Source organism: Leifsonia sp. NPDC056665 (assembly GCF_042791795.1).
GTDB lineage: Bacteria > Actinomycetota > Actinomycetes > Actinomycetales > Microbacteriaceae > Leifsonia.
Genome location: NZ_JBHTXK010000007.1, coordinates 53,562 through 79,038, shown reverse-complemented (window position 1 = coordinate 79,038; position 25,477 = coordinate 53,562). Strand labels below are relative to the sequence as shown.

The 25,477-nt window shown below is 72.1% G+C and carries 21 protein-coding genes and 1 tRNA gene; 7 read left to right on the top strand and 15 right to left on the bottom strand.

Annotated elements, in window-relative coordinates; genetic code table 11:
* The first annotated feature begins 37 nt into the window (after positions 1-37).
* On the top strand, positions 38-967 hold the full coding sequence (locus tag ACFQ9V_RS09305) for a hypothetical protein (RefSeq protein WP_382458886.1): 930 nt from the start codon (positions 38-40) through the stop codon (positions 965-967).
* On the opposite strand, the gene ACFQ9V_RS09300 is transcribed toward ACFQ9V_RS09305, so the two are convergent.
* The 4 genes from ACFQ9V_RS09300 to ACFQ9V_RS09285 all read right to left on the bottom strand — a co-directional run bounded on the left by ACFQ9V_RS09300 (position 964) and on the right by ACFQ9V_RS09285 (position 5,635).
* Complete coding sequence (locus tag ACFQ9V_RS09300) at positions 964-1,845, bottom strand: glycosyltransferase family 2 protein (protein ID WP_382458885.1); 882 nt, start codon at positions 1,843-1,845, stop codon at positions 964-966. The two genes, ACFQ9V_RS09305 and ACFQ9V_RS09300, sit on opposite strands and share 4 nt — an antisense overlap.
* The gene (locus ACFQ9V_RS09295) at positions 1,838-2,656 is read right to left on the bottom strand and encodes a CDP-alcohol phosphatidyltransferase family protein (RefSeq protein ID WP_382458884.1); all 819 of its coding nucleotides are present in this window, start codon (positions 2,654-2,656) and stop codon (positions 1,838-1,840) included. The genes ACFQ9V_RS09300 and ACFQ9V_RS09295 overlap by 8 nt, the downstream gene beginning before the upstream one ends.
* A gap of 2 nt (positions 2,657-2,658) precedes the next feature.
* Positions 2,659-3,702, bottom strand: a complete 1,044-nt coding sequence (locus tag ACFQ9V_RS09290) for a glycosyltransferase family 2 protein (RefSeq protein WP_382458883.1) — start codon at positions 3,700-3,702, stop codon at positions 2,659-2,661.
* Positions 3,703-3,838: 136 nt separating this feature from the next.
* On the bottom strand, positions 3,839-5,635 hold the full coding sequence (locus tag ACFQ9V_RS09285) for a trypsin-like peptidase domain-containing protein (RefSeq protein ID WP_382458882.1): 1,797 nt from the start codon (positions 5,633-5,635) through the stop codon (positions 3,839-3,841).
* Between the two features lie 148 nt (positions 5,636-5,783).
* Here ACFQ9V_RS09285 and ACFQ9V_RS09280 point away from each other — a divergent pair, with 148 nt between their 5' ends.
* On the top strand, positions 5,784-6,980 hold the full coding sequence (locus ACFQ9V_RS09280) for a pyridoxal phosphate-dependent aminotransferase (protein WP_382458881.1): 1,197 nt from the start codon (positions 5,784-5,786) through the stop codon (positions 6,978-6,980).
* Positions 6,981-7,008: 28 nt separating this feature from the next.
* On the opposite strand, the gene ACFQ9V_RS09275 is transcribed toward ACFQ9V_RS09280, so the two are convergent.
* Genes ACFQ9V_RS09275 through ACFQ9V_RS09245 form a run of 7 tightly spaced genes read right to left on the bottom strand, consistent with a single transcriptional unit; the run spans position 7,009 to position 12,927 of the window.
* Positions 7,009-7,809, bottom strand: a complete 801-nt coding sequence (locus ACFQ9V_RS09275) for a carbon-nitrogen hydrolase family protein (RefSeq protein WP_382458880.1) — start codon at positions 7,807-7,809, stop codon at positions 7,009-7,011.
* On the bottom strand, positions 7,806-9,584 hold the full coding sequence (locus ACFQ9V_RS09270; protein ID WP_382458879.1) for a sensor histidine kinase: 1,779 nt from the start codon (positions 9,582-9,584) through the stop codon (positions 7,806-7,808). Before ACFQ9V_RS09270 ends, ACFQ9V_RS09275 begins: the two co-directional genes overlap by 4 nt.
* The gene (locus ACFQ9V_RS09265) at positions 9,581-9,967 is read right to left on the bottom strand and encodes a response regulator (protein ID WP_382458878.1); all 387 of its coding nucleotides are present in this window, start codon (positions 9,965-9,967) and stop codon (positions 9,581-9,583) included. Before ACFQ9V_RS09265 ends, ACFQ9V_RS09270 begins: the two co-directional genes overlap by 4 nt.
* The gene (locus ACFQ9V_RS09260; protein WP_382458877.1) at positions 9,964-10,119 is read right to left on the bottom strand and encodes a hypothetical protein; all 156 of its coding nucleotides are present in this window, start codon (positions 10,117-10,119) and stop codon (positions 9,964-9,966) included. Before ACFQ9V_RS09260 ends, ACFQ9V_RS09265 begins: the two co-directional genes overlap by 4 nt.
* Positions 10,116-10,856 carry a PHP domain-containing protein gene (locus ACFQ9V_RS09255; RefSeq protein WP_382458876.1) on the bottom strand — a complete coding sequence of 247 codons (741 nt, stop codon included), beginning with the start codon at positions 10,854-10,856 and terminating at the stop codon, positions 10,116-10,118. The genes ACFQ9V_RS09260 and ACFQ9V_RS09255 overlap by 4 nt, the downstream gene beginning before the upstream one ends.
* Positions 10,853-11,863, bottom strand: coding sequence for an ATP-grasp domain-containing protein (locus tag ACFQ9V_RS09250; RefSeq protein ID WP_382458875.1), 1,011 nt, complete (start codon positions 11,861-11,863; stop codon positions 10,853-10,855). The genes ACFQ9V_RS09255 and ACFQ9V_RS09250 overlap by 4 nt, the downstream gene beginning before the upstream one ends.
* Entirely contained in the window at positions 11,860-12,927 is a 1,068-nt protein-coding gene (locus tag ACFQ9V_RS09245; protein ID WP_382458874.1) for a response regulator, read from the bottom strand. The genes ACFQ9V_RS09250 and ACFQ9V_RS09245 overlap by 4 nt, the downstream gene beginning before the upstream one ends.
* Before the next feature lie 121 nt (positions 12,928-13,048).
* Here ACFQ9V_RS09245 and ACFQ9V_RS09240 point away from each other — a divergent pair.
* The 4 genes from ACFQ9V_RS09240 to ACFQ9V_RS09225 all read left to right on the top strand — a co-directional run bounded on the left by ACFQ9V_RS09240 (position 13,049) and on the right by ACFQ9V_RS09225 (position 18,751).
* Positions 13,049-13,125: transfer RNA gene (locus ACFQ9V_RS09240), tRNA-Met, on the top strand.
* Positions 13,126-13,188: 63 nt separating this feature from the next.
* A complete protein-coding gene (locus tag ACFQ9V_RS09235; RefSeq protein ID WP_382458873.1) occupies positions 13,189-14,679 on the top strand; it encodes a DUF3375 family protein in 1,491 nt (496 codons plus the stop codon).
* Positions 14,676-15,347 (top strand): DUF4194 domain-containing protein, encoded by a 672-nt coding sequence (locus ACFQ9V_RS09230; RefSeq protein WP_382458872.1) that lies wholly within the window; start codon positions 14,676-14,678, stop codon positions 15,345-15,347. The genes ACFQ9V_RS09235 and ACFQ9V_RS09230 overlap by 4 nt, the downstream gene beginning before the upstream one ends.
* Positions 15,344-18,751, top strand: coding sequence for an ATP-binding protein (locus ACFQ9V_RS09225; protein ID WP_382458871.1), 3,408 nt, complete (start codon positions 15,344-15,346; stop codon positions 18,749-18,751). The genes ACFQ9V_RS09230 and ACFQ9V_RS09225 overlap by 4 nt, the downstream gene beginning before the upstream one ends.
* Before the next feature lie 18 nt (positions 18,752-18,769).
* Here the strand turns inward: ACFQ9V_RS09225 and ACFQ9V_RS09220 are convergent, their stop codons facing one another.
* Entirely contained in the window at positions 18,770-19,288 is a 519-nt protein-coding gene (locus tag ACFQ9V_RS09220) for an isochorismatase family protein (RefSeq protein ID WP_382458870.1), read from the bottom strand.
* Between the two features lie 76 nt (positions 19,289-19,364).
* On the opposite strand from ACFQ9V_RS09220, the gene ACFQ9V_RS09215 reads away from it, so the two are divergent.
* Complete coding sequence (locus ACFQ9V_RS09215) at positions 19,365-20,504, top strand: ROK family protein (protein WP_382458869.1); 1,140 nt, start codon at positions 19,365-19,367, stop codon at positions 20,502-20,504.
* Positions 20,505-20,517: 13 nt separating this feature from the next.
* Here ACFQ9V_RS09215 and ACFQ9V_RS09210 read toward each other — a convergent pair whose 3' ends face one another.
* From ACFQ9V_RS09210 to ACFQ9V_RS09200, 3 genes are all read right to left on the bottom strand, one after another.
* Positions 20,518-21,000, bottom strand: coding sequence for a hypothetical protein (locus ACFQ9V_RS09210; protein WP_382458868.1), 483 nt, complete (start codon positions 20,998-21,000; stop codon positions 20,518-20,520).
* Entirely contained in the window at positions 21,000-22,196 is a 1,197-nt protein-coding gene (locus ACFQ9V_RS09205) for an ROK family protein (RefSeq protein ID WP_382458867.1), read from the bottom strand. The genes ACFQ9V_RS09210 and ACFQ9V_RS09205 overlap by 1 nt, the downstream gene beginning before the upstream one ends.
* Positions 22,197-22,368: 172 nt before the next feature.
* The gene (locus tag ACFQ9V_RS09200; protein ID WP_382458866.1) at positions 22,369-25,362 is read right to left on the bottom strand and encodes a UPF0182 family protein; all 2,994 of its coding nucleotides are present in this window, start codon (positions 25,360-25,362) and stop codon (positions 22,369-22,371) included.
* Positions 25,363-25,477 lie beyond the last annotated feature (115 nt).

The window sequence follows — 25,477 nt, the reverse complement described above, 5'->3', positions numbered from 1 at the left end:
CTGGTCGCATCGGCGTGGAGGCATACACTCGGTAAGGATGACCAAGCGACCCGAGCCCATCGTCTCCCCGACCGGCGGTCCGCCCCGCGGTGGCGACACCCCGCGCGCCGTCGACAACACCCTCGACCGGTTCCTCGGCATCCAGCGCCCTGTGGTCCTCGCGCACCTGCGCGGCCTGCGGCGGCGATTCCCGGATGCGACGGCCGGCGAGCTCGCCGCCATCCTCGAACGGCGGTATCTTGCTGCGGTCACCACCGGTGGCGCGGCCGTCGGCGCCACAGCGGTCATCCCCGCGATCGGCACGGGCGTGACGCTGGCGCTCTCCGGGCTGGAGACCGCCGCGTTCCTGGAGGCCACCGCGCTGTACGCGCAGTCCCTCAGCGAGCTGCACGGCATCGCGGTGGAGGATCCGGCGCGTGCGCGCGCCCTCGTCCTCACCATGATGCTCGGCCGCGAGGGCTCCGACCTGGTGCGCCAGCTCGCCGGACAGGTGGCCGGCTCCGGGGTGACCCGCACGGCGTACTGGGGCGAGCTCGTCACGACCACGCTTCCATCGATGGTCGTCGGGCCGCTCGTGGACCGGCTGCGGAACGTCTTCATCCGGCAGTTCGCCGTGCGCGGCGGGGTGTCGATCGTCGCCAGGGCGATCCCGTTCGGCATCGGCGCGGTCGTCGGCGGCACCGGCAACCACATCCTGGGCCGGCGCGTCGTGACGAACTCCCGGCTGGCCTTCGGGGCGGCGCCGCTCGTCATCCCGGCGGCGCTGACGCCCGCGGAAGGGCCTGGGGCCGTGCGGCGCTTCGGCGCGAGCACCGGACGCCGCGTGGTGCAGGCGGGGTCGGTGCTGCGCGGCGCCATCCCGGCGCGTGCGCTGCGACGCGGCACGAAGGACGAGGACGCTGCGGCGCTGGGGACCACGGAGGATCAGGCCGCCATCGAGGCCGCCGGCACACCGCCCGAACGTTAGACGATCGGCGGGCGCCCCGCGGCGGTCATCCGCAGCACCGTGCGCCAGCGGATGGGACGGCGCTCGCCCGGGTCGGCGCTCCAGCCCTCGCGCCAGCCACCGAACCACGCGCGCAGGACGTCAGGCTTCCGGAACCAGCGCAGGAGCTGGATGCCCGTCCACGAGCCGACATAGAGCGGGACCAGCACCGCGGGCAGGTTGCGGCGGGCCAGCCACACGCGGTTGCGCGCGTTCAGCCGGTAGTAATACGAGTGGCGGGTGGGCGAGACGGCCGGATGCTCGGCGACCAGGTCGCCCGCATACCAGACGCGCTTGCCCTGGTCCCAGACCCGCCAGGAGAGCTCGATGCCCTCGTGGGCGTAGAAGAACGGGTCGGCCCAGCCGCCCGCGCGCTCGAACACGTCGCGCGGGAGCACGATCACGGCCTCCAGCACCGAGAACACGGCGGACGACTGCTCCGGGTCGCCCTTGCGGATCCGAGGGATCCACCGGCGCGGCGACGGCTTGCCGTCGCGCGCCCGCAGCCGGGGCTGGATCATCCCGATGCCGGTGTCGCTCTGCAGCAGCCCGACCGCGTCGCTCAGGAAGCCGGGCGACGGGATGTCGGCGTCGTCGTCGAGGAACAGCAGGTACTCCCCCGCCACCCGCGGAACGCCCCGGTTGCGCCCGGCCGGGATGCCGAGGTTCTCCGGCAGCGCCAGCGTCGCGACCCCGGGCGGCAGCGGCGGGTCCGACGTCGCCGGGTCCCAGCCGTTGCCGACCACGACGATGTCGGTGGTCACGCCCTCCTGGGCGAGGACGGACCGCACGCCGCGCAGCAGGTCGTCCGGCCGCGTGCCCTGCGTGAGCACGACGACGCCGACCGTGGGGTCAGCCACGGACCCGCTTGGAGGACATGATCGCCACGAAGTGCCCGATCGCCGCCAGCAGCGCCAGTGGGACCAGGATCGACAGCAGGACGCGGTCGGCGAGCGGCGAGCCGATGAACAGCCCGACGATCGAGAAGACGAAGATCAGGATGGTCAGCTCCACCGAGTGGTACATCCGGTGGAACGGGATGAACTTGGCGGCCTTGCGCAGCGTGGCGACGACGCCGTGCGTCGGCGCGTAGGCGGCCTCCGTGTCGGCCAGCTTCGGCAGACCGGCGCTGGCCCGCGCGACGCGCACCATGTCGTTGAGCGCCTTGTTGAGCACGATGATGAGGGCGAGCAGCGTGCCGAGGTTCGTCCAGAGGAAGTCCTGCGGCGCCTCGAACGGAAAGCCGGCAGCGCGGACGCCGAGCGCGATCGCGATCAGCGTCTCGGTCGTGTAGTGGCCGACGTTGTCGAGGAACATCCCGGCCGGGGACGACGTCTTGCGCCAGCGCGCCACTTCGCCGTCGCAGCAGTCCACCAGCATCTGCAGCTGGCCGAGGACGAGCGCCAGCGCGGCGCCGCCGATCCCCGGGATGAGGAGGCTGGCCGCGGTCGCCCAGCCGGTCAGGATCATCAGCCCGGTCACGCCGTTGGCCGAGATGGAGGTCTTGAGCAGGAACCAGGTGAGGTACGGCGACAGGTTGCGCAGATACAGCGACGCCGTCCAGTGCTCGGCGTTGCGACGCCCGCGCACCTCCGGAGGCTGCGCCACCGCCTTGAGCTCGGCGATCGACGTTGGCCGCGCTCCGTGCGCCGCCGGTCCCGCTGCAGTCATGCCTACCTTCCGGTGTGTGCCGTGATGTTCCGCGTGAGCGACAGGTATCCGAGGATGAACCCGATGCCCCAGCTGAAATGGATGCACGGCAAGACTACGAGAAACCAGAGGAACGACGAAAAGCCGTCGCGGCGTCCCCAGACGAACGCGGACGCCACCACGATGATCAGGTAGACCACGGGGACCGCGAACGCCCAGAGCAGCCACGGGGCAGCGCCGAGCAGCGCCTGCAGCACGCCGCCGAGGCCGAGCAGCACGCCGAGCGCGACGCCGAGCACCATCACCGGCGGGGCGAAGTAGCGCACGCCGTTGGAGGCCGGGAAGCGGCGCGCGAGCTCGCCGCGCCAGATGCCGGTCGAGAAGAACTGCCGGGCGAGCCGGTACAGGTTGGGGCGCGGCCGGTAGACCACGCGCAGGCGCGGCGTGAACCAGACCGTGCCTCCCGCCTGCCGGATGCGCCGGTTGAGCTCCCAGTCCTGGCCGCGCTTGATCTCCTCGTCGAAGAGGCCGACCTCCAGGAGCCGGTCACGGCGGAACACGCCGAGGTACACCGTCTCGGCGGGGCCGGCCGCGCCGCCGACGTGCAGTTTGGTGCCGCCGAGCCCGATCCGGCTGCCGTACGCGCGGGCGACCGCGCGCTCGAACGCCGTCGTGCCCTGGGCGTCCATGAGGCCGCCGACGTTGTCGGCGCCGGTCTCCTGGATGGCCTCCACCGCGACGCGGGCGTAGTCCGGAGGCAGGACGCTGTGCGCGTCGACACGGATGACGACCGGGTACTGCGAGGAGCGGATCGCCAGGTTCAGGCCGGCCGGGGTCGAGCCAACCTCGTTGTCGACGACCCGGATCCGGGAGTCGACGGAGGCGAGCTCCGCGACCAGCTCCGTGGTGCCGTCGATGCTCGGCCCGAGGGCGATGGTGACCTCGAACGGACCGGCGTAGTCCTGCGCCAGCAGGCTGTCGACCGCCGCCCGGACGTGGGTCGCCTCGTTGAGGACGGGCATCACGTAGGACACACCTGGGAGGGTGTTCACGCTGTCGTCCGGCATCTGATCCATTCGTCGTTCGGGTCGCGCCGAGCTTATCAGCCGGCGCCTGGGCGACCTGTCTGACCCAGGACGGCGGACGCAGTGACGACGGAAGGCCGCCCCGCGGTGCGGGACGGCCTTCCTTCGTCGGTCCGGGTCAGTTCGCCGGGAGCGAGCCCAGGGTCACCGAGGTGGTCTTGGACTGGCCGCCGCGGATGTACGTGACGTCGGCCTTGGCGCCGGCCGGGAGCGCCCGCACCTGAGCGGTCAGGTCGGTCGCGTCGGTGATCGGGAGGCCGTTGAAGTTGACCACGATGTCGCCGGCCTGCAGGCCCGCGCTCGCCGCCGCGCCGCCGGAGGTGACCGACTTGATCGACGCGCCGACGGTGGTCGCCTTGCTGTCAGCGCTGGCGTCGCCGACCGAGGCCCCCAGGAGGCCGTGGGTCGCCGAGCCGTTCTTGATCAGCTCGTCGGAGATCCGCTTCGCCAGGTTCGACGGGATCGAGAAGCCGACGCCGATGCTGCCCGACTGGGTGCCGGAGGAGCTGCTGCCGCTGGCGCTCGCGATCGCGACGTTGATGCCGATCAGCTCGCCCTTGCTGTTGAGCAGGGCGCCGCCCGAGTTGCCGGGGTTGATCGACGCGTCCGTCTGGATGACCGGGAGCGAGATCGTGCCCTGGGTCCCGCTCTGCGACGAGCCGCCGCCCTGGTTCGGGAAGTCGAAGTTGAACGGGTTCTGCGTGCTTCCGTTGCCGCTGCCTCCACTGCTGGAGCCGTCGCTGGACTTCGGCGCCGCCGAGGACGCGATGCTGATCGACCGGTTCAGCGCGCTCACGATGCCGTCGGTGACGGTGCCGGAGAGGCCGAGCGGGGCGCCGATCGCGACCGTGGTGTCGCCCACGTTCAGCTTGCTGGAGTCGGCCCAGTTCATCGGGGTCATCCCGCTGGCGCCGTCGAGCTTGATGACCGCGAGGTCGGTGGTCGGGTCGGTGCCGACGATCTTGGCGGTGTAGATCTTGCCGTTGTTGTCGGTGACGCTGACGCTCACGTTGGACGCGGCGCCGTCGAGGGTGACGACGTGCGTGTTGGTGAGGATGTAGCCGTCCGAGCTGAGCACGATGCCGGAGCCGGTGCCGCCCTCGCTGGAGGCGCTGACGGAGATGGTGACGACGCTGGGCGACGCCTTGGCGGCGACCGCGGTCACCGTCGTGGCGTTGTTCGTGTCGTTGACGGTGATGTTCTGCGGGCCGGAGACGGTCTTGATCGTCGCGTTGCTGCCGGTGGCCGAGTACAGGCCGATCCCGGCGCCGGCGCCGGCGATGCCGCCGATCAGCGCGCCGATGGCGAGAGTGGCGATGATGAGGCCGGTGTTGCGCTTGCGGGGCGCCTTCTCGCCGGTGCCGGGCGCGGTGGCGTAGGGCTGGTGAGCCCCGGGCTGCTGGGCGCCGGGCTGCTGGGCATAGGGAGCCTGCGCGTAGGCGGGCTGGCCGAAGGAGCCGTTGCCGTAGTTGGGCTGCGGCTGCGGCTGGTGCTGCGCGCCGGCCGGCTGGCCGTACGGCTGCTGGGGCGCGACCGGCTGGGTCGGCTGCGTGTGGTTCGCCACGGGGTAGGGACCCTGGGGCGCGGTCGGCTGCTGTGCGGTGGGCTGCTGCGCCGTGGGCTGCTGCGCCGTCGGCTGCTCGGCCGTGGGCTGCTGCGCCGTCGGCTGCTCGGCCGCAGGCTGAGCGGCCGGAGCGGTCCAGCCGTGGTCCGCGGCCGGGGCGGCGGGCTGCTGGGCGGCGGGCTGCTCGGCGGCGGGCTGCTCGGCGGCCGGAGCCGCGGGCTGCTCGGCGGCCGGGGCCGGAGCCGCAGCGGGGGTCTCGGCGGGACGAGCCGCGCCGGCATCCACGACCGCGTCGGCGTCGGCGTCGTTCTGGGGCTTCGCGGGCTCCGGGGTGATCGGGGTGTCGGTCATGGTGTGGTGCTCCTTCCAAGCACTAGACAGCTTGGGATGCCAACCTGAGCGTTCTATTTGCGGGTCCTGTGGGCGACCTTCCGCCTCCCGATGACTCCTCCCAACGTAACGAATGGATGCGATGGGAGCGAGGCCCTAGGTTGGATCCATGACGGTTTCCGGCGCATGGAGGGCCGCCGCGCGCGGCGCGGGACTGCTGGGCGCGGACGGCGTCGTCCGGCCGACGATCTTCGCCGAGATGAGCGCCCTCGCGGTGCGCACCGGCGCGATCAACCTCGGGCAGGGCTTCCCCGACGAGGACGGCCCCACCGTCGTGCTCGACGCCGCCGTCGACGCCATCCGGGGCGGCGCGAACCAGTACCCGCCGGGCATCGGCATCCCGGAGCTGCGGCAGGCCGTCGCCGCTCACCAGCGGCGCTTCTACGGACTGGAGGTCGACCCTGACCGCGAGGTGCTGGTCACCGCCGGCGCGACCGAGGGCATCGCCGCAACGCTGCTCGCGCTGCTCGAGCCGGGCGACGAGGTCGTCACGTTCGAGCCGTTCTACGACGAGTACGGCGCCGTCATCTCCCTCGCCGGCGGCGTGCACCGCACCGTCCCGCTGGAGCCGCCCGCGTTCCGGCCCGACCTCGACCGGCTGCGCGACACGGTGACCGACCGCACCAGGGTCATCCTGGTCAACACGCCGCACAACCCCACCGGAGCGGTCCTCGACCGGGAGACGCTGACGACGATCGTCGAGCTCGCCCACCGGCACGACGCGATCATCGTGACGGATGAGGTCTACGAGCACCTCACCTTCGGACCGCAGCACATCCCGATCGCGACGCTTCCCGGCGGCCGGGAGCGGACCGTGACCCTCTCCTCGGGAGGCAAGACGTTCAACACGACCGGCTGGAAGGTCGGCTGGCTGACCGCGCCCGCGGAGCTCGTGACGGCCGTCCTGGCCGTGAAGCAGTTCCTCACCTACGTGAACGGCGCGCCGTTCCAGCCGGCGATGGCCGCCGGCCTCGCTCTCCCCGACGAGTTCTTCACCGGGATCGCGGAGGCCCTCGCGCACAAGCGCGACGTCCTGTCAGCAGGGCTGCGGGCGGCAGGGTTCGAGGTGCACCGCAGCGACGGCACCTACTTCGTCGTCGCGGACGCCGCGCCGCTCGGGCATTCCGACGCCGTCGAGTTCTGCCGCAGGCTGCCCGAGCTCGCCGGGGTGGTCGCCGTTCCGCTGTCCGCGTTCTGCCGCGACGACTACGCGCAGCGGACGGCGTCGCTGGTGCGGTTCGCGTTCTGCAAGCGCGTCGAGGTGCTCGAGGAGGCTGCGGCCCGCCTGGCCACGCTGAGCGGCTGATCGGTGCACTGGCCGGCGCCGAGGCCGCTCAGTCGATCGGCTCCACCCGGTAGCGCCGCAACGCGAGCGCCGGGTTCCTCCGGCGCACCTCCTGCACGCGCTCGGCGGACGCCTCCGCGACGGCGACGCCCGAGGTCTCCCCCAGCCCCGCGAGCACGACGCCCATCGGGTCGATGATCGCGCTGGAGCCGACGCCGATCGGTGGCGTGTGGTCGGCCGCCGCGATGTACAGGGTGTTCTCGATCGCGCGCGCGGCCAGCAGGGTCGACCAGTGCTGCTCCTTGAGCGGCCCGCGCACCCACTCGGCGGGCACGGCGACCAGCTCGGCGCCCGCGTCCGCCAGCCGGCGCGTCACCTCGGGGAAGCGCAGGTCGTAGCAGGTCTGCATGCCGATCCGGAGGCCGTCCACCTCGAACACTTCGGGCAGGGCGAGGTCGCCTGGGACCACCCAGTCGGACTCGGTGGAGCCGAACGCGTCGTAGAGGTGCTGCTTGCGGTAGACGGCGAGCCGCTCGCCTGTCGGGCCGACCGCGACGAGCGTGTTGGCGAACTTGTCGCGCACGCCGGTCTGCTCGACGAGCCCGGCGATCACGTACACCTCGTGGTCCCGCGCCGAGGCCTGGAGCGACTGGACGAACTCCCCGTCGAGCGGCTCGGCGTTGCGCGCGAAGGACGGCCCAAGCGGGTCGGTGAAGTAGGAGGAGTACTCGGGCAGCACGACGAGCCGCGCCCCGCGCGCGGCCGCGACGGCGATCAGCGCCGCCGCCACGTCCCGGTTGTGCACCCGGTCGTCGCCCGGGGTGAACTGCGCGACACCGACACCGGTCACGGCCGGGCCTCCGCGCCTGGCACGGCCTCCGCGACCGGGCGCGGCGTCTCGATCGGGAGCCGGAGGCTGATCGAGGTGCCGACGCCCTCCTCGCTCGCGATGTCGAGCCGGCCGCCGTGCGCGGTGACGATCGCCTTGGTGATCGTGAGGCCGAGGCCCACGCCGGGGACCGCGTTGCGCGTCGCGGTGGAGGCGCGGAAGAACCGCTGCGAGAGCTGGCTGAGCTCGACCGCCGGGATCCCGATGCCGGTGTCCGTCACGGCCACCACCGCATCGTCCCCCTCGCGGTGCAGGGAGACGGTGACCTTCCCGCCTGCCTGGGTGAACTTCATCGCGTTGGAGACGAGGTTGTCGACGGCCTGGCCGAGCCGCACGGTGTCGCCGCGCACCTCCACCGACTCGTCCGGCACGTCGCAGACCAGCTCGACGCCTGCGGTGGCGGCGACGGGGGTCGCCGACTCGACGGAGGCGGCGACGACCGAGCGCAGCTCCGCGTCCTTGATGTCGATCGGGAACCGGCCGGACTCCACCTGGGCGGTGAACAGCAGGTCGCCGACGAGTCGCAGCAGCCGGTGCGCGTTGCGCTCGGCGACGCCCAGGTACTGCAGCTGCTCGTTCGACAGCGGGGCCTCGTCGTCGTCGCGCATCAGCTCCAGGTAGCCGAGGATCGAGCTGAGCGGCGTGCGCAGCTCGTGCGAGATGAGGCCGACGAACTCGTCCTTGAGGCGGGCGAACTCCCGCGCCTGCGTCATGTCGGTCGCCACGAAGATGAAGCCGACGCGGTGGCCGTTCTCGTCCAGGCGGGGCGTCGCGGCGACCTGGACGGGCACCTGCTTGCCGTCTGCACGCACGTAGGTCCAGTCGCGCACGTCGGCGTAGCCCGCCCGGACGGTGTCGACGAGAGCGGAGAAGTCGTCCATCCCCGACACCGTCGTGAAACGCGCGTCCATGTCGCGCAGCCGCTCCTCCAGCTCGCTCACGAGGTGGAACTCGATGACCTTGCGGTCCGCGCCGACGACCTGCTTCTCGGTCAGCCCGAGCATCTTCTCTGCGCCCGGGTTCCAGACGTCGATCACGCCGTCGAGGTCGGTGCCGATCACGGACTGCTCCGTCACCGCGTTCCAGATGCTCTGGATGAGCCGGTTCGCGGTCTTCAGCCTGGCCTCGTTGAGCACCAGCTCATCCTGCGTGCGCACGGCCTGCGCGAGCAGCTCCTCGCGCTGCTCCGCGGCGGCTCGGGTCGCCTTCAGCTGCCTTCGCGAGCGGTGGGCGATCTCGTTGACCACCGCGGCGACGATCGCGTAGATGACGGGAGAGAAGAAGGCGCGGATCAGGTCGGCGGGACTCGTCGAACCCACATCGACCAGGATCGGACCGATCAGCACGAGGAAGATCCCGACCGCGGCGATGAGGATGTTGCGCCGGCCGTCCTCGGTCGCGATCCAGACGAACGGCAGCAGCAGGATGACGCCGATGGACGACGTGCTGCCCCCGGTGCCGATCCGCATCAGGCCGATCGAGAGCATCGCCACCAGCGGCACGACGACGTTCCAGTGCGCGTCGATCCGCGTCCACGGCACCAGGATCGCCAGCAGGAAGGCGCCGATCATCACGGCCACCGAGCCGGCGACGAAGAGCGGGATGTGCGCGCTCACCACCCCGGGGATGAGCGACAGGCCCAGCGCGATGATGTAGCCGACCAGGGTCGGCACGAGCTTCACGAAGACGGAGGGCGATTCGAGCGGGATGCGGCTGAGCCAGCGGTCGACCGTCATGCGGGTTCTCCCAGTCCGAGCATCGAGCGGATGCGCTCGGAGAGCACCCGGGGGCTGAACGGCTTGATGAGGAAGCTGTCCGAGCGGTCGGCGACGATGCCGTGGTCGGTGAGGAGCTGAACGGAGGCCGACACCATGAGGATGAGCGTGCTCCTGGTCAGCTCGCCGCCGCGGATCGCCTCGGCGACCTCCACGCCGTTGAGCCCGGGCATCGAGATGTCGAGCACCGCCAGGTCGATGCCGCCGGCGTTCACCGCGTCGAGGGCCGACTGGCCGTTGTCGACGGCGGCCACGATCTCCACCCCTGCGCGGTTGGCGGCGATGACCATGAGCCCGCGGATGTCGGCGTCGTCGTCCGCGATCACGACTCTCTTGACGGTCACGAGAAGAACACCAGCCTCACGACGACGATCGCGGCGATGAACAGGAGGGCCACGCCGGCGTAGATCGGCAGCCGCAGCTCCCAGCGCCGGTTGCGGTCGAGCTCGCGCTGCAGCTCCTCGCGCTGGACGCGGGTCAGGTCGACGGGGCTCATGCCTGCTCCTCCGGTTCGACGGCGTCGAGCACGGCCGCCACCCGGTCGTAGCGGCCCACGTCGGCGGCGTCATGACTGTCGGTCGAGGCAACGATACGCGCACCGGCGGCACGCAGCGCGCGCACAGCGTCGGGGCCGGGGCAGGCCCACTTCTCGTTGACCTCCACGATCGTGCCGGTCGCTGCGGCCGCGGCGGCCCAGGCGGCCAGCCGGGAGGCGCCGAGCTGCTCCTCGGCCAGCCCGACCTTCGGCAGGATGGAGAACCAGTGCGCGAGCTGCGCGTGCGGTGTGCGCTCCATCGCGCGGATGCTCGCCTCGATCAGCAGGTCGAGGGCGTCGTCCGCCGAGAGGCCGGCCGCGAGTCGCTCGCGGGTGGCCTCGGGCGACCACGGCCCGTCCGTCCCGGGGAACTGGTGGTCGCCGATGACGACGGCGTCCACGCCGCCCGGACCGACGACGAGGTCGGCGGGGGTGTCGACGGCGCCCGTGACGTCGAGGAGCTTCGCCTCCACGCCGGTGAGAACGGTGAGGCCGTCCGGCACAGGCTCGGCCGCGACCGCGGCGACGAACTCCGGCACCCACGCGGTGGAGGCGCGCACGTGGTCGGTCAGCCGCACGGTCCGCAGTCCGGCCGCGTGCGCCGCCGCGATGTTCTCGGCGAGCGTGCTGCGGGCGTCGTCGGAGAAGGTGGAGTGCACGTGGTAGTCGCCCTGCAGAAGCGGACTCAGCCCGGTCACTCCCCCGGCCCTTCGGCGTGGGCGGCGTTCTCGGACACCAGCACGTCGGCCGGGTCGAGGAAGACGTCCTCCAGGAAGCGCACGTTGGCGAGCTCGGCGAAGTCCACGGCGGACGGCACGGGACGGCCGAGAACCAGGTCGAGCAGCAGCGACGGCATGTCGACGCCCGCGGCGATCGTCAGCGGCATGGCCCCTGGAAAACGCGGGTTGACCTCGAGCAGGGCGGGGACGCCGTCGCTGCTGTAGCGGAGCTGGATGTTGGCGACCCCGGTCAGGCCGATGGCGCGCGCGACGTCCGCCGCGGTCTCCGACAGCTCGGCCATGCGCACCGTGCGGCCGGCGATCGAGACCCCGGAGTCGACCCGCTCCCTGGACCGCGGGACGGCGGCGATCACGCTGCCGTCGAGAGCGGCGAGCACGTCGACCGAGAACTCCTCGCCCGGCAGGTTCTCCTGGATGATGATGCTGCGGTCCTCGCCCAGCGCCTCCAGCGCGGCGCGGTCGGCGATCAGCCGGACACCGCGCGAGCCGGCGCCGCTGCGCGGCTTGACGATCACCGGGAAGACCCACTCCGCGCCGACGCCGTCGCGGTCGAGCAGCCGGGTCTCCGGGAGGCGCGCGTGGCCGTCGACGGCCTGCGCGAGCCGGTACTTGTCGAGGCAGGTCACGAGCGTCTCGTGGCTCGGCGCCGCAAGCGACGTGCCGACGGCGGCCAGCTCGTCCCGCCGCGCGGCGAGCCCTGGCAACTCGACGTCCACTGTCGAGAAGAGCACGTCCACGTCGTCGGCGGCGCACAGCGCGATCACGTCGTCCACGAACTGCGGCGACTTCCCCGCCGGCACGATCCGGCGTGCCGACTCCGGCACGAGGTACAGCCCGCTCGCCCAGCCGTCCATGTCCGCGGCGAACACCTCGACGTCGGGGCGCTTGAGCAGCGAGCGGATCACGGCGATCCCGGCCGGTCCCCCGGCTCCGGTGACGAGGACGCGGGTGGTGCTCTGGGTCATTCCTGGGTCCTTCTGATCCGGGCGTCGGTGTGGATGCTCGCGGCCGGCACCGAGATGTCGGCGGTGTCGCGCATCACCTCCAGCGGCTCGCAGCTCGTGCCGCCGCCGAACCGCGACCAGTAGCGCGCGGTGGCGAGCACGAAGTCGTGCTCCAGGTACGCGCGCTGCTCGGTCTGCGAGCGGAAGCAATCGATGAGCCGCAGCTTGGACTCCGTGAACCCGTCGATCGGCACGAACCGGGTCGGCCGGAAGTCGATGGTCGCCGACGGGCTCTGGAAGCAGCACACCGTGCGCACGTCGCGGGTCGCGACGTTGACGGCGGCGTGCACGGCGCGGTGGTCCTGATGGCGGTCGTGCGCGGAGTGGGTGTAGACGATGTCCGGCTTCACCTCGGCGACGACGCGCTCGATGATGGTCACGGTGGGGTCGGCCGCCGAGATCCGGGTGTCCTCCAGGTCCTCCAGGAACAGGCGGGCGCCGAGCAGCTCGGCCGCCGCGAGCGACTCGTGCTGGCGGTCGTCCGCGTCGCCGCCGCGGGCTCCGCGGGAGAGCGTGAGGATGACGACCTGGTTGCCGGCGTCGCGGTGCGCGGAGAGGATGCCGCCGACGCCGATCTCGACGTCGTCGGGGTGCGCGCCGATCGCGAGGACCACCTGCTGCTGGCTAGCGGCGCGCTTGGCGCGGCCCTCCTCGGCGAGGCGCCCGACGATCGCGACGAGCTCGGAGGAGGCGATCGGCTTGGTGAGGAACTCGTCGGCCTGGGCGCGCAGGGCGGAGACGGCGTAGTCCACCGAGACGTGCGCGGTCATCACCACGACCGGCATCCCCGGGTGGCGGCCGCGCAGCTCGCGCAGGAGGTCGATGCCGGAGATGCCCGGCATCTCGATGTCGGTGATGACGACATCGGGGTCGAACGCCGCGATGGTTTCGAGGGCGATGGAGGGGTCCGTCACGGCGACGACCTGCGCGTCCGCGCGCTTCTCGAGCACAGTCTTCATGTAGAACGCGACGTCCGGATCGTCCTCGATCACGCAAACGCGGTACTTCTGAGCAGGGTTCGCCATTCGCCGTCCTCCGGGTCCTGGGAAAACTCTACTGGGACGACCGGTCTACGTGATCCGGACTCGCCCGGGCCTGCAGCCGATTTCGCGCTGCCCCGAGCTCGTGATAGGCTTTTTCTTGTGCCGCGGGGTGGAGCAGCTCGGTAGCTCGCTGGGCTCATAACCCAGAGGTCGTAGGTTCAAATCCTGCCCCCGCAACCAACTGGCCCGGACTTGAGGAGAAATCCCCAGGTCCGGGCCGATTTTTGTCTGCACCGGAGGATGATGGACGAGGCTCTCGACGCCGGGCGCGTCGCAGCGGTCTGGGAGGAGCATCCCACCTGGGCGCTGCTGCGCAGCTACAACGGCCGCTGGGTCCTGCCGCTCTTCTCGCGCCATCTCGAATACGCCGACGGCACCGTCTCGGCCGACTGGTTCCACCAGAAGGTCGCCGAGGCGCTCGACGACGACGGCGGCGACAGCGAGGCGCCGGCCGACGCCGAGTCCTCGCGCACCTCGCCGGTCGAGTACTGCCGGAGCTGGGTGGACAGCCGCTGGCTGGTCCGCACCCGCGCCGGCGCCGGCGAGGGCCGCGCGCGCTACCGGCTCTCGCAGCACGCCCTCCAGGCGCTGCGGATCGTCCGCGAGCTCGCCGAGCCGGACAGCGCGGTGTCGGAGGCGCGCTTCGCGAGCATCGCCCACGCCGTCCATCACCTCGCCGCGCTCACCGACCCCACCGCGGAGTCCCAGCTCGAACGCCTCGACCGGGAGATCGCCGAGCTGCAGGCGCGCCGGGACGCCATCGCGCGCGACGGAGCGGTCGCGGCCTCCCGCGAGACGGTCGCCCGCCAGCTCCGCGAGGTGCTCCGGCTCACCGCCACGCTGCCGGAGGACTTCCGCCAGCTCGGCGCGATGGTGGAGCAGCGCCACCGCGAGGTCGCGCGCGCCGCCTCCTCCGAGCACGTCGGCAAGGGCGCGCTCGTCGACCGCTTCCTGCGCGACAACGACCTGCTGGAGCAGACGCCGGAGGGCCGCGCCTACCGCGGATTCGCGGCGATGCTGTCCTCGCGCCAGCTCGACGGGATGCGCGCCGACATCGACCGCGTGCTGTCCCGCCCGGACACCGAGCTGACCGAGCGGCAGCGCGCCCAGCTCGAGACGCTGATCACCTCGCTGCTGGCCGAGGAGCAGACGGTCCAGGAGACCTACGTGCGCTGGACCTCCTCGCTGCGCCGGTTCCTCAGCCGCAGCGGCTCCGACCGGCATGCCCGGCTGCTCTCCCTCGCCGCCCGCGCGCTCGACGCCGGGGCGCTCTGGACCGAGCGCCGGCCGGGACCGGTGCTGGTCGACGGCGACGTGCTCGGCATCGGCGGCTGGGATCTCGTGGACGTGACCCAGACGCAGCTCTGGCGCGACCGCGGGCGTCCGGAGGTCGGCGTGACGATCACCGAGAACGACGACCCGCTGCCCGACCACGAGCGGGAGGCGCTCCGGCTCGCCGTCGGGACCAGCGCGGCAGCGGTGCGGGAGACCATCGACTCCCTGCTCGCGCGTGCGGAGACCGTGACCGGCGCCGACGTGTACGCCGAGACCCCGCCGGAGTTCCGCCGGCTCGGACTCGCCGTGAGCCTCATCGAGCTCGGCGCCGAGCATGACGCCGTGGCCGAGGGCGTCCAGACCGTGCCGCTGAGGCTGGCCGACGGCGACCGCGAAGTGACCATGCCGCTGCTCGTCTTCGGACGGGACGCGCTCGAGACGGAGGCGGAGGACCGGTGACGGACACGCTCGAACAGGACCAGATCGGCAGCGAAGGGGTCGAGGAGGCCGACGCCTTCGGCGACCCCGCTCCCGACGCCCTCCCCCGCGAGGCCCGCACGGCCCTCGTCACGCTGCTGACGAGCCGGTTCATCACGCGCACCAAGCAGCCGGACGCGTGGCGCGGCCTCCTCGATCACGAGGACGACATCCGCGCCAGGCTCGGCGAGCTGTTCCTGACCCTGCACCTCGACCGCGAGCACGAGGTCGCCTTCAAGCGGCAGAACGGCGAGGACGGCGTCCCTGTGCTGCTGCGCCGCGAGAAGCCGCTCTCCCGCGACGCCTCGCTGCTGCTGGTGATGCTGCGGCAGGAGCACGCGTTCACCGACGCGCAGGACGAGCCGGTCACCGTCAGCCGCGACCACATCGCGGAGTTCCTCGGCCGGTTCCAGGGCGACTCCGCCCACGACGAGGTGCGCGTGGACCGCCGCATCCGCGCGGCGATCGCCGCCCTCGACCGGCTGGAGCTGCTGACGCCCGCGCCGGACGACCCCGAGCTCTTCGTGGTCTCGCCCGCTGTCGTGCCGCTGATCGGGACCGCCGAGCTGCTCCACTTGGAGCGGATGTTCCTGGAGGGCGCAGGGGCGCCCAGCGAGACCGCCGCCGCCGCCGAGGAGGACGCCGAGTGACCGACCTGCCCGCCGACGAAGGACTGCTGCGACGCGGCCAGTTCCGCATCGAGCTCGTCCAGCTCCTCAACTGGGGAAGCTACGAGGGCCTCCACCGCATGCCCGTCGGCCGCGGCGGCATCGCCATCCTCGGCCCGACCGGGCGCGGGAAGTCCACCGTGCTCGACGCGATGTCGGCCGTCATCATGCCGAACCCGCAGGAGTTCAACCGCGCGGCGCGCGACGACTCCCGGCAGCGCTCCGAGCGCACCGTCTACAGCTACGCCCGCGGCAAGACCGACGAGGTGAAGGACGCCGGCTCCGACACCACCACGACGCACTTCCTCCGCCCGCTCGGCACGGCGTTCCCGAGCGGCGCCGCCGTCACCTGGCGCACCGAGCTCGGCGAGACGATCACCGCCGCCCGCCTGGCCTGGATCGGGCCGGAGACCTCCACCCAGGACGAGGTCACCAGCTCGACCGTCTACCTTCTCGCCCACGGCGAGTTCCCGCTCGGCCGGCTCAACGAGCTGGTGCAGGAGCCCGGCAGCTCGTCGCCGCTCACCCGCGCCTCCCTCGCCCGGCTGGTGCACCCGGAGCGCGACCTGGTCACCTCCTCGCAGCCCGAGCTGCGCGTGCGGCTGTGCGAGGAGCTCGGCATCGGCGGCAGCGACGAGTCGCAGCTCAAGGCGCTCACCCTGCTGCGCCGCGCCCAGGCGTCCAAGGGCGTCTTCTCCATCGACGAGCTGTTCAAGAGCTTCGTGCTCACCGAGCCGCGCGCGCTCTCCCGCTGGGAGACCACGCTCAGCAGCTACCGCGAGGCGTCGGCGCTCTACGACGTGTTCGAGACGACGCGCCGCAAGCTGGAGGTGCTCGCCGACGTCCCCGCCCGCGCCGAGCAGTACGCGGCGGCGGCGGAGGACGCGACCGGCAAGCGCCGCCTGCTCTCCCCCGCCGACGGCGAGACCGGCCCGCGCCTGCGGGTCTGGCTGGCCGAGCGCATCCGCGACTGGGTGTCCGGCCAGGTGGACGAGGTCCGCGACCGCAAGCGCGATCAGGAGACGCTGCGCCGGGAGGCCGACACCCAGGAGCGCGCGGCGCACCGTGCGCACCAGGACGCCCAGGCCCGGCTCGCCGCGGCCGGAGGCGACCCGTCGGTGGCTCTCCGCCGCGAGCACGAGTTCGCCGAGCGCGTGCTCACCGCGCAGACCCGCGGGCGCGCGGCGGCCGACGCCCTGTTCGCCCGCGCGGGCCTGACCGCGCCGGAGTCCGCCGACGGGCTCGCCGAGCTGCAGCACGAGGCCGAGTCGCGGCTCGCCGCGGTCACCGCCGACGATGAGCAGCAGGCGCACCGCTACGAGCTGGCCGGCCGCGTCGACGCGGCGAAGAAGGCCATCGCCGCCGCGACCGCCGAGAAGCGGTCGTTCGAGCAGCGCCGCAGCAACGTCCCCGCCGACGCCGACGAGCGCCGCCGCCGGATCGCCGAGGGCGCCGGGCTGTCTCCGGAAGAGCTCCCGTACGCGGGCGAGCTGTTCGAGGTCGCCGCGGGCCGCCGGGACTGGAGCCGCGCGGTGGAGTCCGTGCTCGGCGAGGTCGCGACGCACCTGATCGTCGACGAGGGCAGCTTCGACGCCGTCCGCCGGTTCGTGAACGGGGCCGACATGCGCGGCCGGGTCGTGCTGGTCCCTGCCGCCGCCGGACGCGCCCCCGGGCTCGACCCGGTGGACCGCACCGTGCCGGACCTCCTGCAGTTCGACGACGCCAGCCCGTTCTGGGGCTGGCTGCACGACGAACTCGTGGCCGACCGCAGCGTGCTCTGCGTCGAGTCGCCAGAGGAGTTGGACGCACCACGGCCCGCCGGCGTCTCCGGCGCCGTCACCCGCTCCGGCATGCGCTCGGCCGCACGCGGCCGCGTCGTGAAGGACGACCGCCGCACCGCCTCCTGGATCGGCCTCGACAACACCCCGCGCATCCACGAGCTCGCTTCCCGCATCGCCTCCCTCGAGGCCGAGCTGGCGGAGGCCCGGGCCGAATCCGACCGCGCGGAGGCCGAGCACGGCGACGCCCGCCGCCGCAGCGAGGCCCTCGGCGCGATCCGCGCGATCGAGTGGGAGGCCATCGACGTCGCGTCCCACGCGGCGCGGGTGGCCGAACTCGCCGAGCAGCTCGCGAACGTCTCTGTCGAGCACCCCGAGGCGGCCGCCCTGCAGGAGGAGGCCGAGCGCCACGACCGCGAGCGCATCGACGCCGCCAAGCGCGGCGCCGCCCTCCAGACCCGCGTGGACGAGCTGGAGGCGCAGCACGCGGACCTCATCGACATCGAGGACAGCGTCGCCGACGCCCTGGAGGACAACAGCGCGCTGACCGACGAGGAGCGCCTCCTGCTCGGCACGCTGCCGTTCGCGGCGCCGCGGGAGCCGGCCGACGTCGACCGCCGCTACGCCGAGGCGCTGGCGGCGCTCCGCGACCAGATCGACGCCCACCAGCAGAACGTCGAGCACTACGAGCAGCTCCTCGTCGTCACGTTCGAGCGCTACCGCGACCTCGACCCCGGCGCCGAGATCGACGCGACCATCGACAGCCTCCCCGCCGTGCAGGCCATCCACCGGGTGCTCGTGGACGACGACCTCCCGCGCGCGAAGTCCGACTGGCTGGTCAAGGCGGGCGCGAGCATGGGCGACAGCCTGCGCGCCCTCCTCACCCAGATCGAGGAGGACGGCCACGCCATCCGCCGCGGCGTCCGCCCCATCTCGAGCGCGCTGCGCGGCATCGAGTTCCGGGAGGGTTCGACGCTCGACATCGACCCGCGGCCGGTGTCCAACAGTGACCTCCACGAGTTCACGCGCACGCTGCGCAAGCACACCGCGGCCGCCTCAGGAGCCGACCGGAGGGACGCCGCGTCGATCGAGCGCGACTTCCTCGACCTCCGCCGCGACCTGTCCCGGCTGGAGGAGCGCTCCCGGGCGGGCGAGGCGTGGCGGCGCCGCGTGCTCGACGCCCGTGAGCACTACCAGTTCCGGGCGATCGAGACCCGCGCCGACGGTGCGCAGATCGTCCATGAGGGCGTCGCGGGCAAGTCCGGCGGCGAGGGCCAGGAGCTCATCGCCTTCGTGCTCGGCGCCGCGCTGCGCTACCGGCTCGGCGACGGGACCGACGCCACCCCCACCTACGCCCCGATCGTCCTCGACGAGGGCTTCGTGAAGGCGGACAACGAGTACACCGGGCGCGCGCTCGCGGCGTTCCGCGGGCTGGGCTTCCAGCTCATCGTCGGCGCTCCGCGCGACAAGGTGAACGCGTTCGAGGAGCACGTGGAGTCGGTGGCGTACGTCACCGGCGACCCGGCGCGGCCCGGCCTGTCGCGGATCTACTCGCTCAGCATCCGGGAGGCGCTGGAGGGCGAACGGATCGGGGCGCTGCAGGGCTAGGCGGGGCGTCGGCGGCCTCTAGCCGAACGTCACCTCGTCCAGCTCCGGAACCTCCACCCCGGCCGCGATGAGGTCCAGCGTGACGCGCTCGACGATGTCGGCCGCCGGCTCGCCGTCGGCGTAGGTCGCGTGCGCCCCCGCGGGGACGATCACGTCGAACCCGCGCTCCAGAGCGCCGATCGCGGTCGCCTGCACGCAGTACTCGCTCTGCAGGCCGGCCACGACCAGGGTGTCGACGCCCATCGCCCGCAGCACGTCCGCCAGCGCCGGGTTGGACTCGAAGGTGTTCGCGGCGTCCTTGCGCACGACCGGCTCGCCGGGCAGCGGGGTGAAGACGAGCTCCCAGCCCGGCGTGTCCGGCTCGTCGGGGTCGCCGCGGCGTCCGTCGTTCTTCACATGCACGATCGCGGCGTTCGCGTCCCGTGCAGCGTCCAGCAGGTCGGCGAGCACCCCCCGGAAGTCCGCGGCGCCTTCGACGGCGCTCTCGCCCTCCAGCATGTTGCGCTGGACGTCGACGAGGATGAGGCCATATCCCATGCGTTCCATCATGCGCCGCATTCGCTATGGTCGTAAACCGGGGGCCCCACGAGAGACGCGCGCCGCGAGGAGGACTGTGGCTGACGATCACGGCAAGGCGACGCAGTCCGCCGTGCGCGAGCGCAACCTGACCAGCGCGCTGCAGCTCGTGCTGTCCGGGGAGGGACTGGCCACCCGGGCGAGCATCGCGCGCCGCACCGGGCTGACCTCGGCGACCGTGTCGTCGCTGCTGGCCGGCCTCATCGCCGACGGCCTGGTCGTGGAGGGGAGCCTGGCCGAGAGCACCGGCGGCAAGCGCGCGACCACGCTGCGCGTCGAGGCCTCCCGCAACGTGCTGCTGTCGGTGATCGTCCAGCCCGGGCTCGTCCGCGGCGCCGTGGTCGACCTCCTCGGCGACGTGGTGCAGTCCGTCGCCCACCGCACGACCGCGACCGCGACGGTGGAGGATGTGCGCGCGATCGTCCGCCGCCTCGCCGGCACGACCACGTCCCGCGTGGTCGCCGTTGCGGTCCAGGTGCCCGGCATCGTGGACGCCGACCTGATCCGCGAGAGCGTGCAGCTCGGCTGGGTCGACGTCGACCTCGGCCGTGAGCTCGCCGGCGTCGTCTCCGCCCCCGTGCACCTGGTCAACGACGCGGACGCGGAGGCGATCGCCGACTACGCGATCTCCGAGGAGTTCGGCGCCAACCAGCTCTTCGTCTCGCTCAGCACGGGCGTCGGCGCCGCTATCATCGTGGACGGCGACGTACTCGCGGGCGCGACCCACCGCGCGGGCGAGATCGGCCACGTGCCCGTGCTGTTCGGCGACGACGCGCCGCTCTGCGCCTGCGGCAACCGCGGCTGCCTGGAGGAGGTGGTCTCGGTGACGAGCCTCCTCGGCCTCCCGCACGGCGCCGACCTGGAGGCGGTGGACGTCGCTGGGCTCGCCGCCCTCCCCGAGTCCCGTGAGCGCATCGCCGCGGGCGCCCGCGTGCTGGCGCGGGCGCTGCTGATGGTCGGCGCCGCCCTCGACGTGCCGAACGTCGTCCTCGGCGGCGCCGCGCCGAAGCTCGGACCGGACTTCATCGGGCATGTGCGCGCCGAGGCCGCCCGTCACCCGGTCCGCGCCGCCATGCCGCTCAGCTTCCGCTACGCGAAGACCGCGCAGGAGCAGCCGTTCCGCGGGGCGGCGCAGTACGCGCTGCAGGCGACGCTCGGGGTGAGCTGGGCGCGGTGAGAGGTGCGCTGCCTCAGGCCCCGCGCACGCCGCACAGCAGAGAGAGCAGCCGCTCCCCGTGCTCGCGCCCGTACCCGCCTGTCGCGATGTCGGCGTAGCCGGGGACGACGATCGCTCCCATCTCCACGACCAGCACCCGCGCCCCCAGTGCCCGCACCGCGTCCACCACGGCACGCTGCCACGGCATCGTCCCCAGCCCCGCTCCGAGGACGATCACCGGCGCCCCCGTCGCGAGCACGGGCTCCGGGGGGTCGTCCCTGTCCACGTCGATGACGGGGTTGCGCGACCAGAGCGCGTCCTCCGGGGAGCCCGGCTCGGTCCAGGCCTCGGCCAGCGTGTACCAGCGCGGGACGCCGAGGCGCTCGTTGTCGAGGCTGGCCAGGCGGACCACCGTGCAACGCGTGCGGAAGGCCGGGAGCCCCTCGCGCACGCCCGGCGCGAAGCGGAAGCCGGCGGCCGTGTCCTCCGGCGCCCGCGTGGTCGCGACCAGGGTCATCAGGAGACCCCGAGCTGGGCCGACAGCACCATGACCACGCAGCCGCGGAGGACGATGTCGCGGCCCTGGCTGGTCATCCCGATGGTGACGTCCGAGTGGAAGCCGGCCATCGTGCGGTTCTGCAGCGTCTCGCGGACAGCGTCGAGGAGCGTGCCCGCGAGCAGCTCGTCGGGGCCGCTCAGGACCACCTCCGACAGGTTGAGCGCGCCGACGATCGGCGCGAGGGCGACGCCGAGGCGCTGCCCGGCCTGGCGCAGCACGGGCTCGACCGGCTCGCCATCGCCCGTGGCCGCGGCCACTTTCGCCTCCAGGCGCGGGACCGCCAGCCAGGCCTCCAGGCACTTCTCGCGGTCGTACGGACCCTGGGCGCCGTCGTCGGTGCCGACCATCACCTGGCCGATCTCGCCCGCGGCGAAGCGGCTGCCGAAGACCAGTGCGCCCGCGACCAGGAGGCCGGAGCCGACGCCGTGGCCGATCTTGACCAGCATCATGTCGCCCTGCGCGTCCGCGAAGCCGTGCTCGGCGAGCACCGCCACATTCGCGTCGTTCGCGACGAACACCGCCAGGCCCGTCCGCTCGGCGAGGCGCCGCTGCAGGGGCTCGTCGGTCCAGCCGAGGTTGGGGGCGGCGACGACCGTCCCCGTCGCGTCGACGATTCCGGGCGACCCGACGCCGATGCCGAGGATGGGAGCGGTCGCGGCGGTCACCAGCTCGTCCACCAGCGCGAGCACCTTCGCCACGGCCTCCTCGCCGCGGCTGCCGGCCAGCTCGACCGACGCCGAGCGCAGCACCACGCCGTCGATGTCGAGCACCGCGCCGCGGAATTCGGCGTGCTCGCTGAGGTCGACGCCGACGATCTGGGTGGCGGCGCGGTTCACGTCCAGCAGCACGGCCGGTTTGCCCGGGCGGGCGTCGTCGCGCTGGCCAAGCTCGATCACGAGGCCCTCCGCGATCAGCTCGCCGATCAGGTCGGAGATCGTGACGCGCGTGAGGCCGGTCTCCCTCGCCAGGTCGGCGCGGCTCGCGCGGCCGCTCCGGTAGAGCGACTGCAGCACCAGCGAGCGGTTGTGGTTGCGGGCGTGCTCGGGAAGCACCTTCGTGCGCGGACGGAGCGCGCGGCCCGGGACCATCGCGCCGTCGACGCCGACCTGGCGCCGATCGGAGGGGCCGGAACGCCGCGCTTCATCGATGAGCATGTTTGTTAGTAAAGTAGACAATCAAAGTCGGCGCAAGGGTTCCGCCCTGAAATACCGGCGATGTGCGACCATTCGCAGGCCGCGCGGCCGCACTTCGTACAGTGCCTGAGCATACGGAACGACCCGCACCCTTCACGGATGCGGGTCGTTCGCGCGATGCGCCGGAGCCGGCCTACTTCGACGGCGTCGGGGACGGAGTCGAAGACGCCTTCGTGGTCGGGGTCGGGGCCGGCGTCGGGCTCGTGACGGTGCCGGAGTTGCCCTCGGCCGCCAGCGCCTGCTGGAGCGCCGTCTGCAGTCGTGCGTCCGCGGCGCCGTAGGCGGCCCAGTCGCCTGCCTTGAGCGCGGCCTGCCGGTCGGCGAGCGCCTGCTTCGCCTGCTGCAGCGCCTGCTGAAGGGCGGTGTTGTTCAGGCCGGTCGACCCGGAGCCTGTGCCGGAGCCTGTGCCGCTCGATCCGCCGCCGGACGAGCCGCCGCCACCCGACGTCGGGATGTTGTTGTCACCCGCGCTCGCTCCCGAATCGCCGCCGAACAGGGAGTCCAGGGCCTGGTCAAGCGTGTCCTCGAACGCGATCTTGTCGCCGAAGGCCACGAGCACCTTCTGGAGGATCGGGTAGCTCGTCTCCCCCGTCGACTTCACGTAGACCGGTTGGACGTAGAGCAGGCCGCCACCGACCGGCAGCGTCAGCAGGTTGCCGTTGATCACGTCGGTCTTGCCCTGCCTGAGCAGGTTGAGCTCTTGCGAGACGGTCGGGTCGGAGTTGAACGTGTTCTGCACCTGACCCGGCCCGGGTATGGTGTCGCTCGATGGCAACGACAGGAGTCTGAGCTTTCCGTAGCCCGACGACACCGTGCCCTTCGTCGAGCCCGCGTCCGCATCGACCGCCAGATAGCCCTTCAGGATCGAGCGACTGGAATCGCTGGCGGCCTGCGGGATGAAGGTCGTGTAGAGCGAGAACGCGGGGGTCTCCTGCCCCGGCATCTGCAGCGTCAGGTAGTACGGCGGCTGCAGCGTCGGGTCCGACGGCGACGACGTCGGATCGTTCGGCGTCGTCCAGGCGTCGTCGCGGGAGTAGAAGGAGCCCGCGTCGGTCACGTGGTACTGCCCGAGCACCGAGCGCTGCACCTTGAACAGGTCGGCCGGGTAGCGGACGTGGCTGAGGAGCTGGGCGCTCATGTCGCTGACCGGCTTGACCGTGGTCGGGAAGACCTTCTCCCACGTCTTGAGCACGGGGTCGTTCGCGTCCCACGCGTAGAGCTGCACGGAGCCGTCGTAGGCGTCGACCGTGGCCTTGACCGAGTTGCGGATGTAGTTGATGTCGTCGAAGGCGTAGGCCGGCTTCGGCGTCTCGGTGTCCGCGATCGCGTCGCTCAGGCTGCCGACGTGCGAGTACGGGTACTGGTCGCTCGTCGTGTAGCCGTCGATGACCCACTTGATGCGACCGTCGATCACGGCCGGGTAGGCCTGGGAGTCGAGCGTGAGGTACGGCGCGACCTTCTGGACGCGCTTGATCGGGTCGCGGTCGTAGAGGATCTGCGAGTCGCTGTTGACGGCGTCGGAGAGCACGATCTGCTCGTCCTGGAACTTGAGCGCGTAGACGAGCCGCTTGAACACGTTGTCGAGCTTCGGGCCGCCGTTGCCGCTGAACGTCGTTGAGGTCTGCTGCGCGTTGTCGGCGCCGCCCGGGTAGTCCAGCTCGATCGACTTGGAGCCCTTCGGGGCGCCGACGATGGAGTACGTGGGCGACTGCTGCCCGAAGTAGACGCGCGGCTCGTACTGGCCGAGTGTTCCCGTGCTAGGGATGCCCGACTCCATGAACACCGGCTGGCCGTCGCTGGAGCGCTGGTTGCCGTAGGCGGCGACCATGCCGTAGCCGTGCGTGTAGACGACTGTGTCGTTGAACCAGCTCCGGCTGGTGAGGCCGTTCTGGTTGAGCTCGCGGACCGAGACCACCGCGTCCTGCTCGTTGCCGTTGATGTTGTACCGGTCGACGTTGAGGTTGCGCGGGAACGCGTAGTACTGCCGGAACTGCTGGAGCTGCTGGAACGACGGGCTGATGACCGCCGGGTCCATGATGCGGATCTGGGCGGTGGTCTGGGCGTCCTGACGGAGCGCGCCCGGCTGCGCATTCGTGGACGCGTTGTACGGGATCACGTCGATGTTGCTGAGTCCGTACGCGTCGCGCGTGGCGTCGATCGAACGCTGGATGTACGGCGTCTCCAGCGTCTTCTGGCTGGGGTCGACCTGGAAGCGCTGGACGACCCACGGGTAGATCGCGCCGACGACGAGGGCGGCGACGATGAGCAGCGCGGTGCCGACCAGCGGGAAGCGCCAGCGCCCGATGAACGCGGTCGCGAAGAACATGAGGGCGACCAGCACCGCGATCCCCGCGAGGACGGCACGGGCGGGGATGGTCGCGTTGACGTCGGTGTACGCGGCGCCGTTGACCATGTCGTTGACGTTCGAGTCGGTCACGGCGGCGTAGCGGTCGAGCCAGATGCTGACGCCCTGCAGCAGCAGGTAGAGCCCCGAGATGACCGATATCTGCACGCGCGCGGCCTTCGAGATGCGGACCTCGCGGCCGCTGACCCGGATGGAGCCGTACAGGTAGCAGGTGGCGAGCGTGGCCAGCAGCGCGATGAGGACGACGGCCGAGGCGAAGCCCACGACGCTGCGGTAGAAGGGCAGCGCGAAGAGGTAGAAGCTGATGTCGAGGTGGAACAGCGGGTCGGTCTTGCCGTACGACGTGCCGTTCAGCCACATCGCCGCGGCCTGCCAGCGGCTGGCCGACGAGACGCCCGCGAAGATGCCGAAGACGATCGGGATGCCGTACATCGCCAGCCGGCGCAGCGGCTCGATGACCTGCTGGTAGCGGTCGAGCTGCGTGTTGAGCTTGGCGTAGACCGGGCGGAGGCGGTACGCGAGCTGGATGACCAGCCAGAGCGGAAGGGCCATCGCGAAGAACCCGATGAAGAACATCGCCGTCCCCGCAAACCACTGGGTGGTCAGCACGTTCAGGTATCCGAGCTGCTGGTACCAGAGGATGTCGGCGTACAGCCCTGCGAAGACGAAGAACAGGATCACCAGTGCCACGACCACCCCGAGGGTGATCCAGATGGCGGCCCGGCGACGTCCAGGGGGTCGAACTGCGGCGGTTGAACTCACGTGTGGGCCCTCTTGCTCCTCGTGGGGTGACTCAGAGATCCATCCTAGGCGGGCGTCGCTTGGAGAATGCTGCGGCCCGGCGGTGAAGAGCCGGGATGCGCGCCGAGCGCGCGAT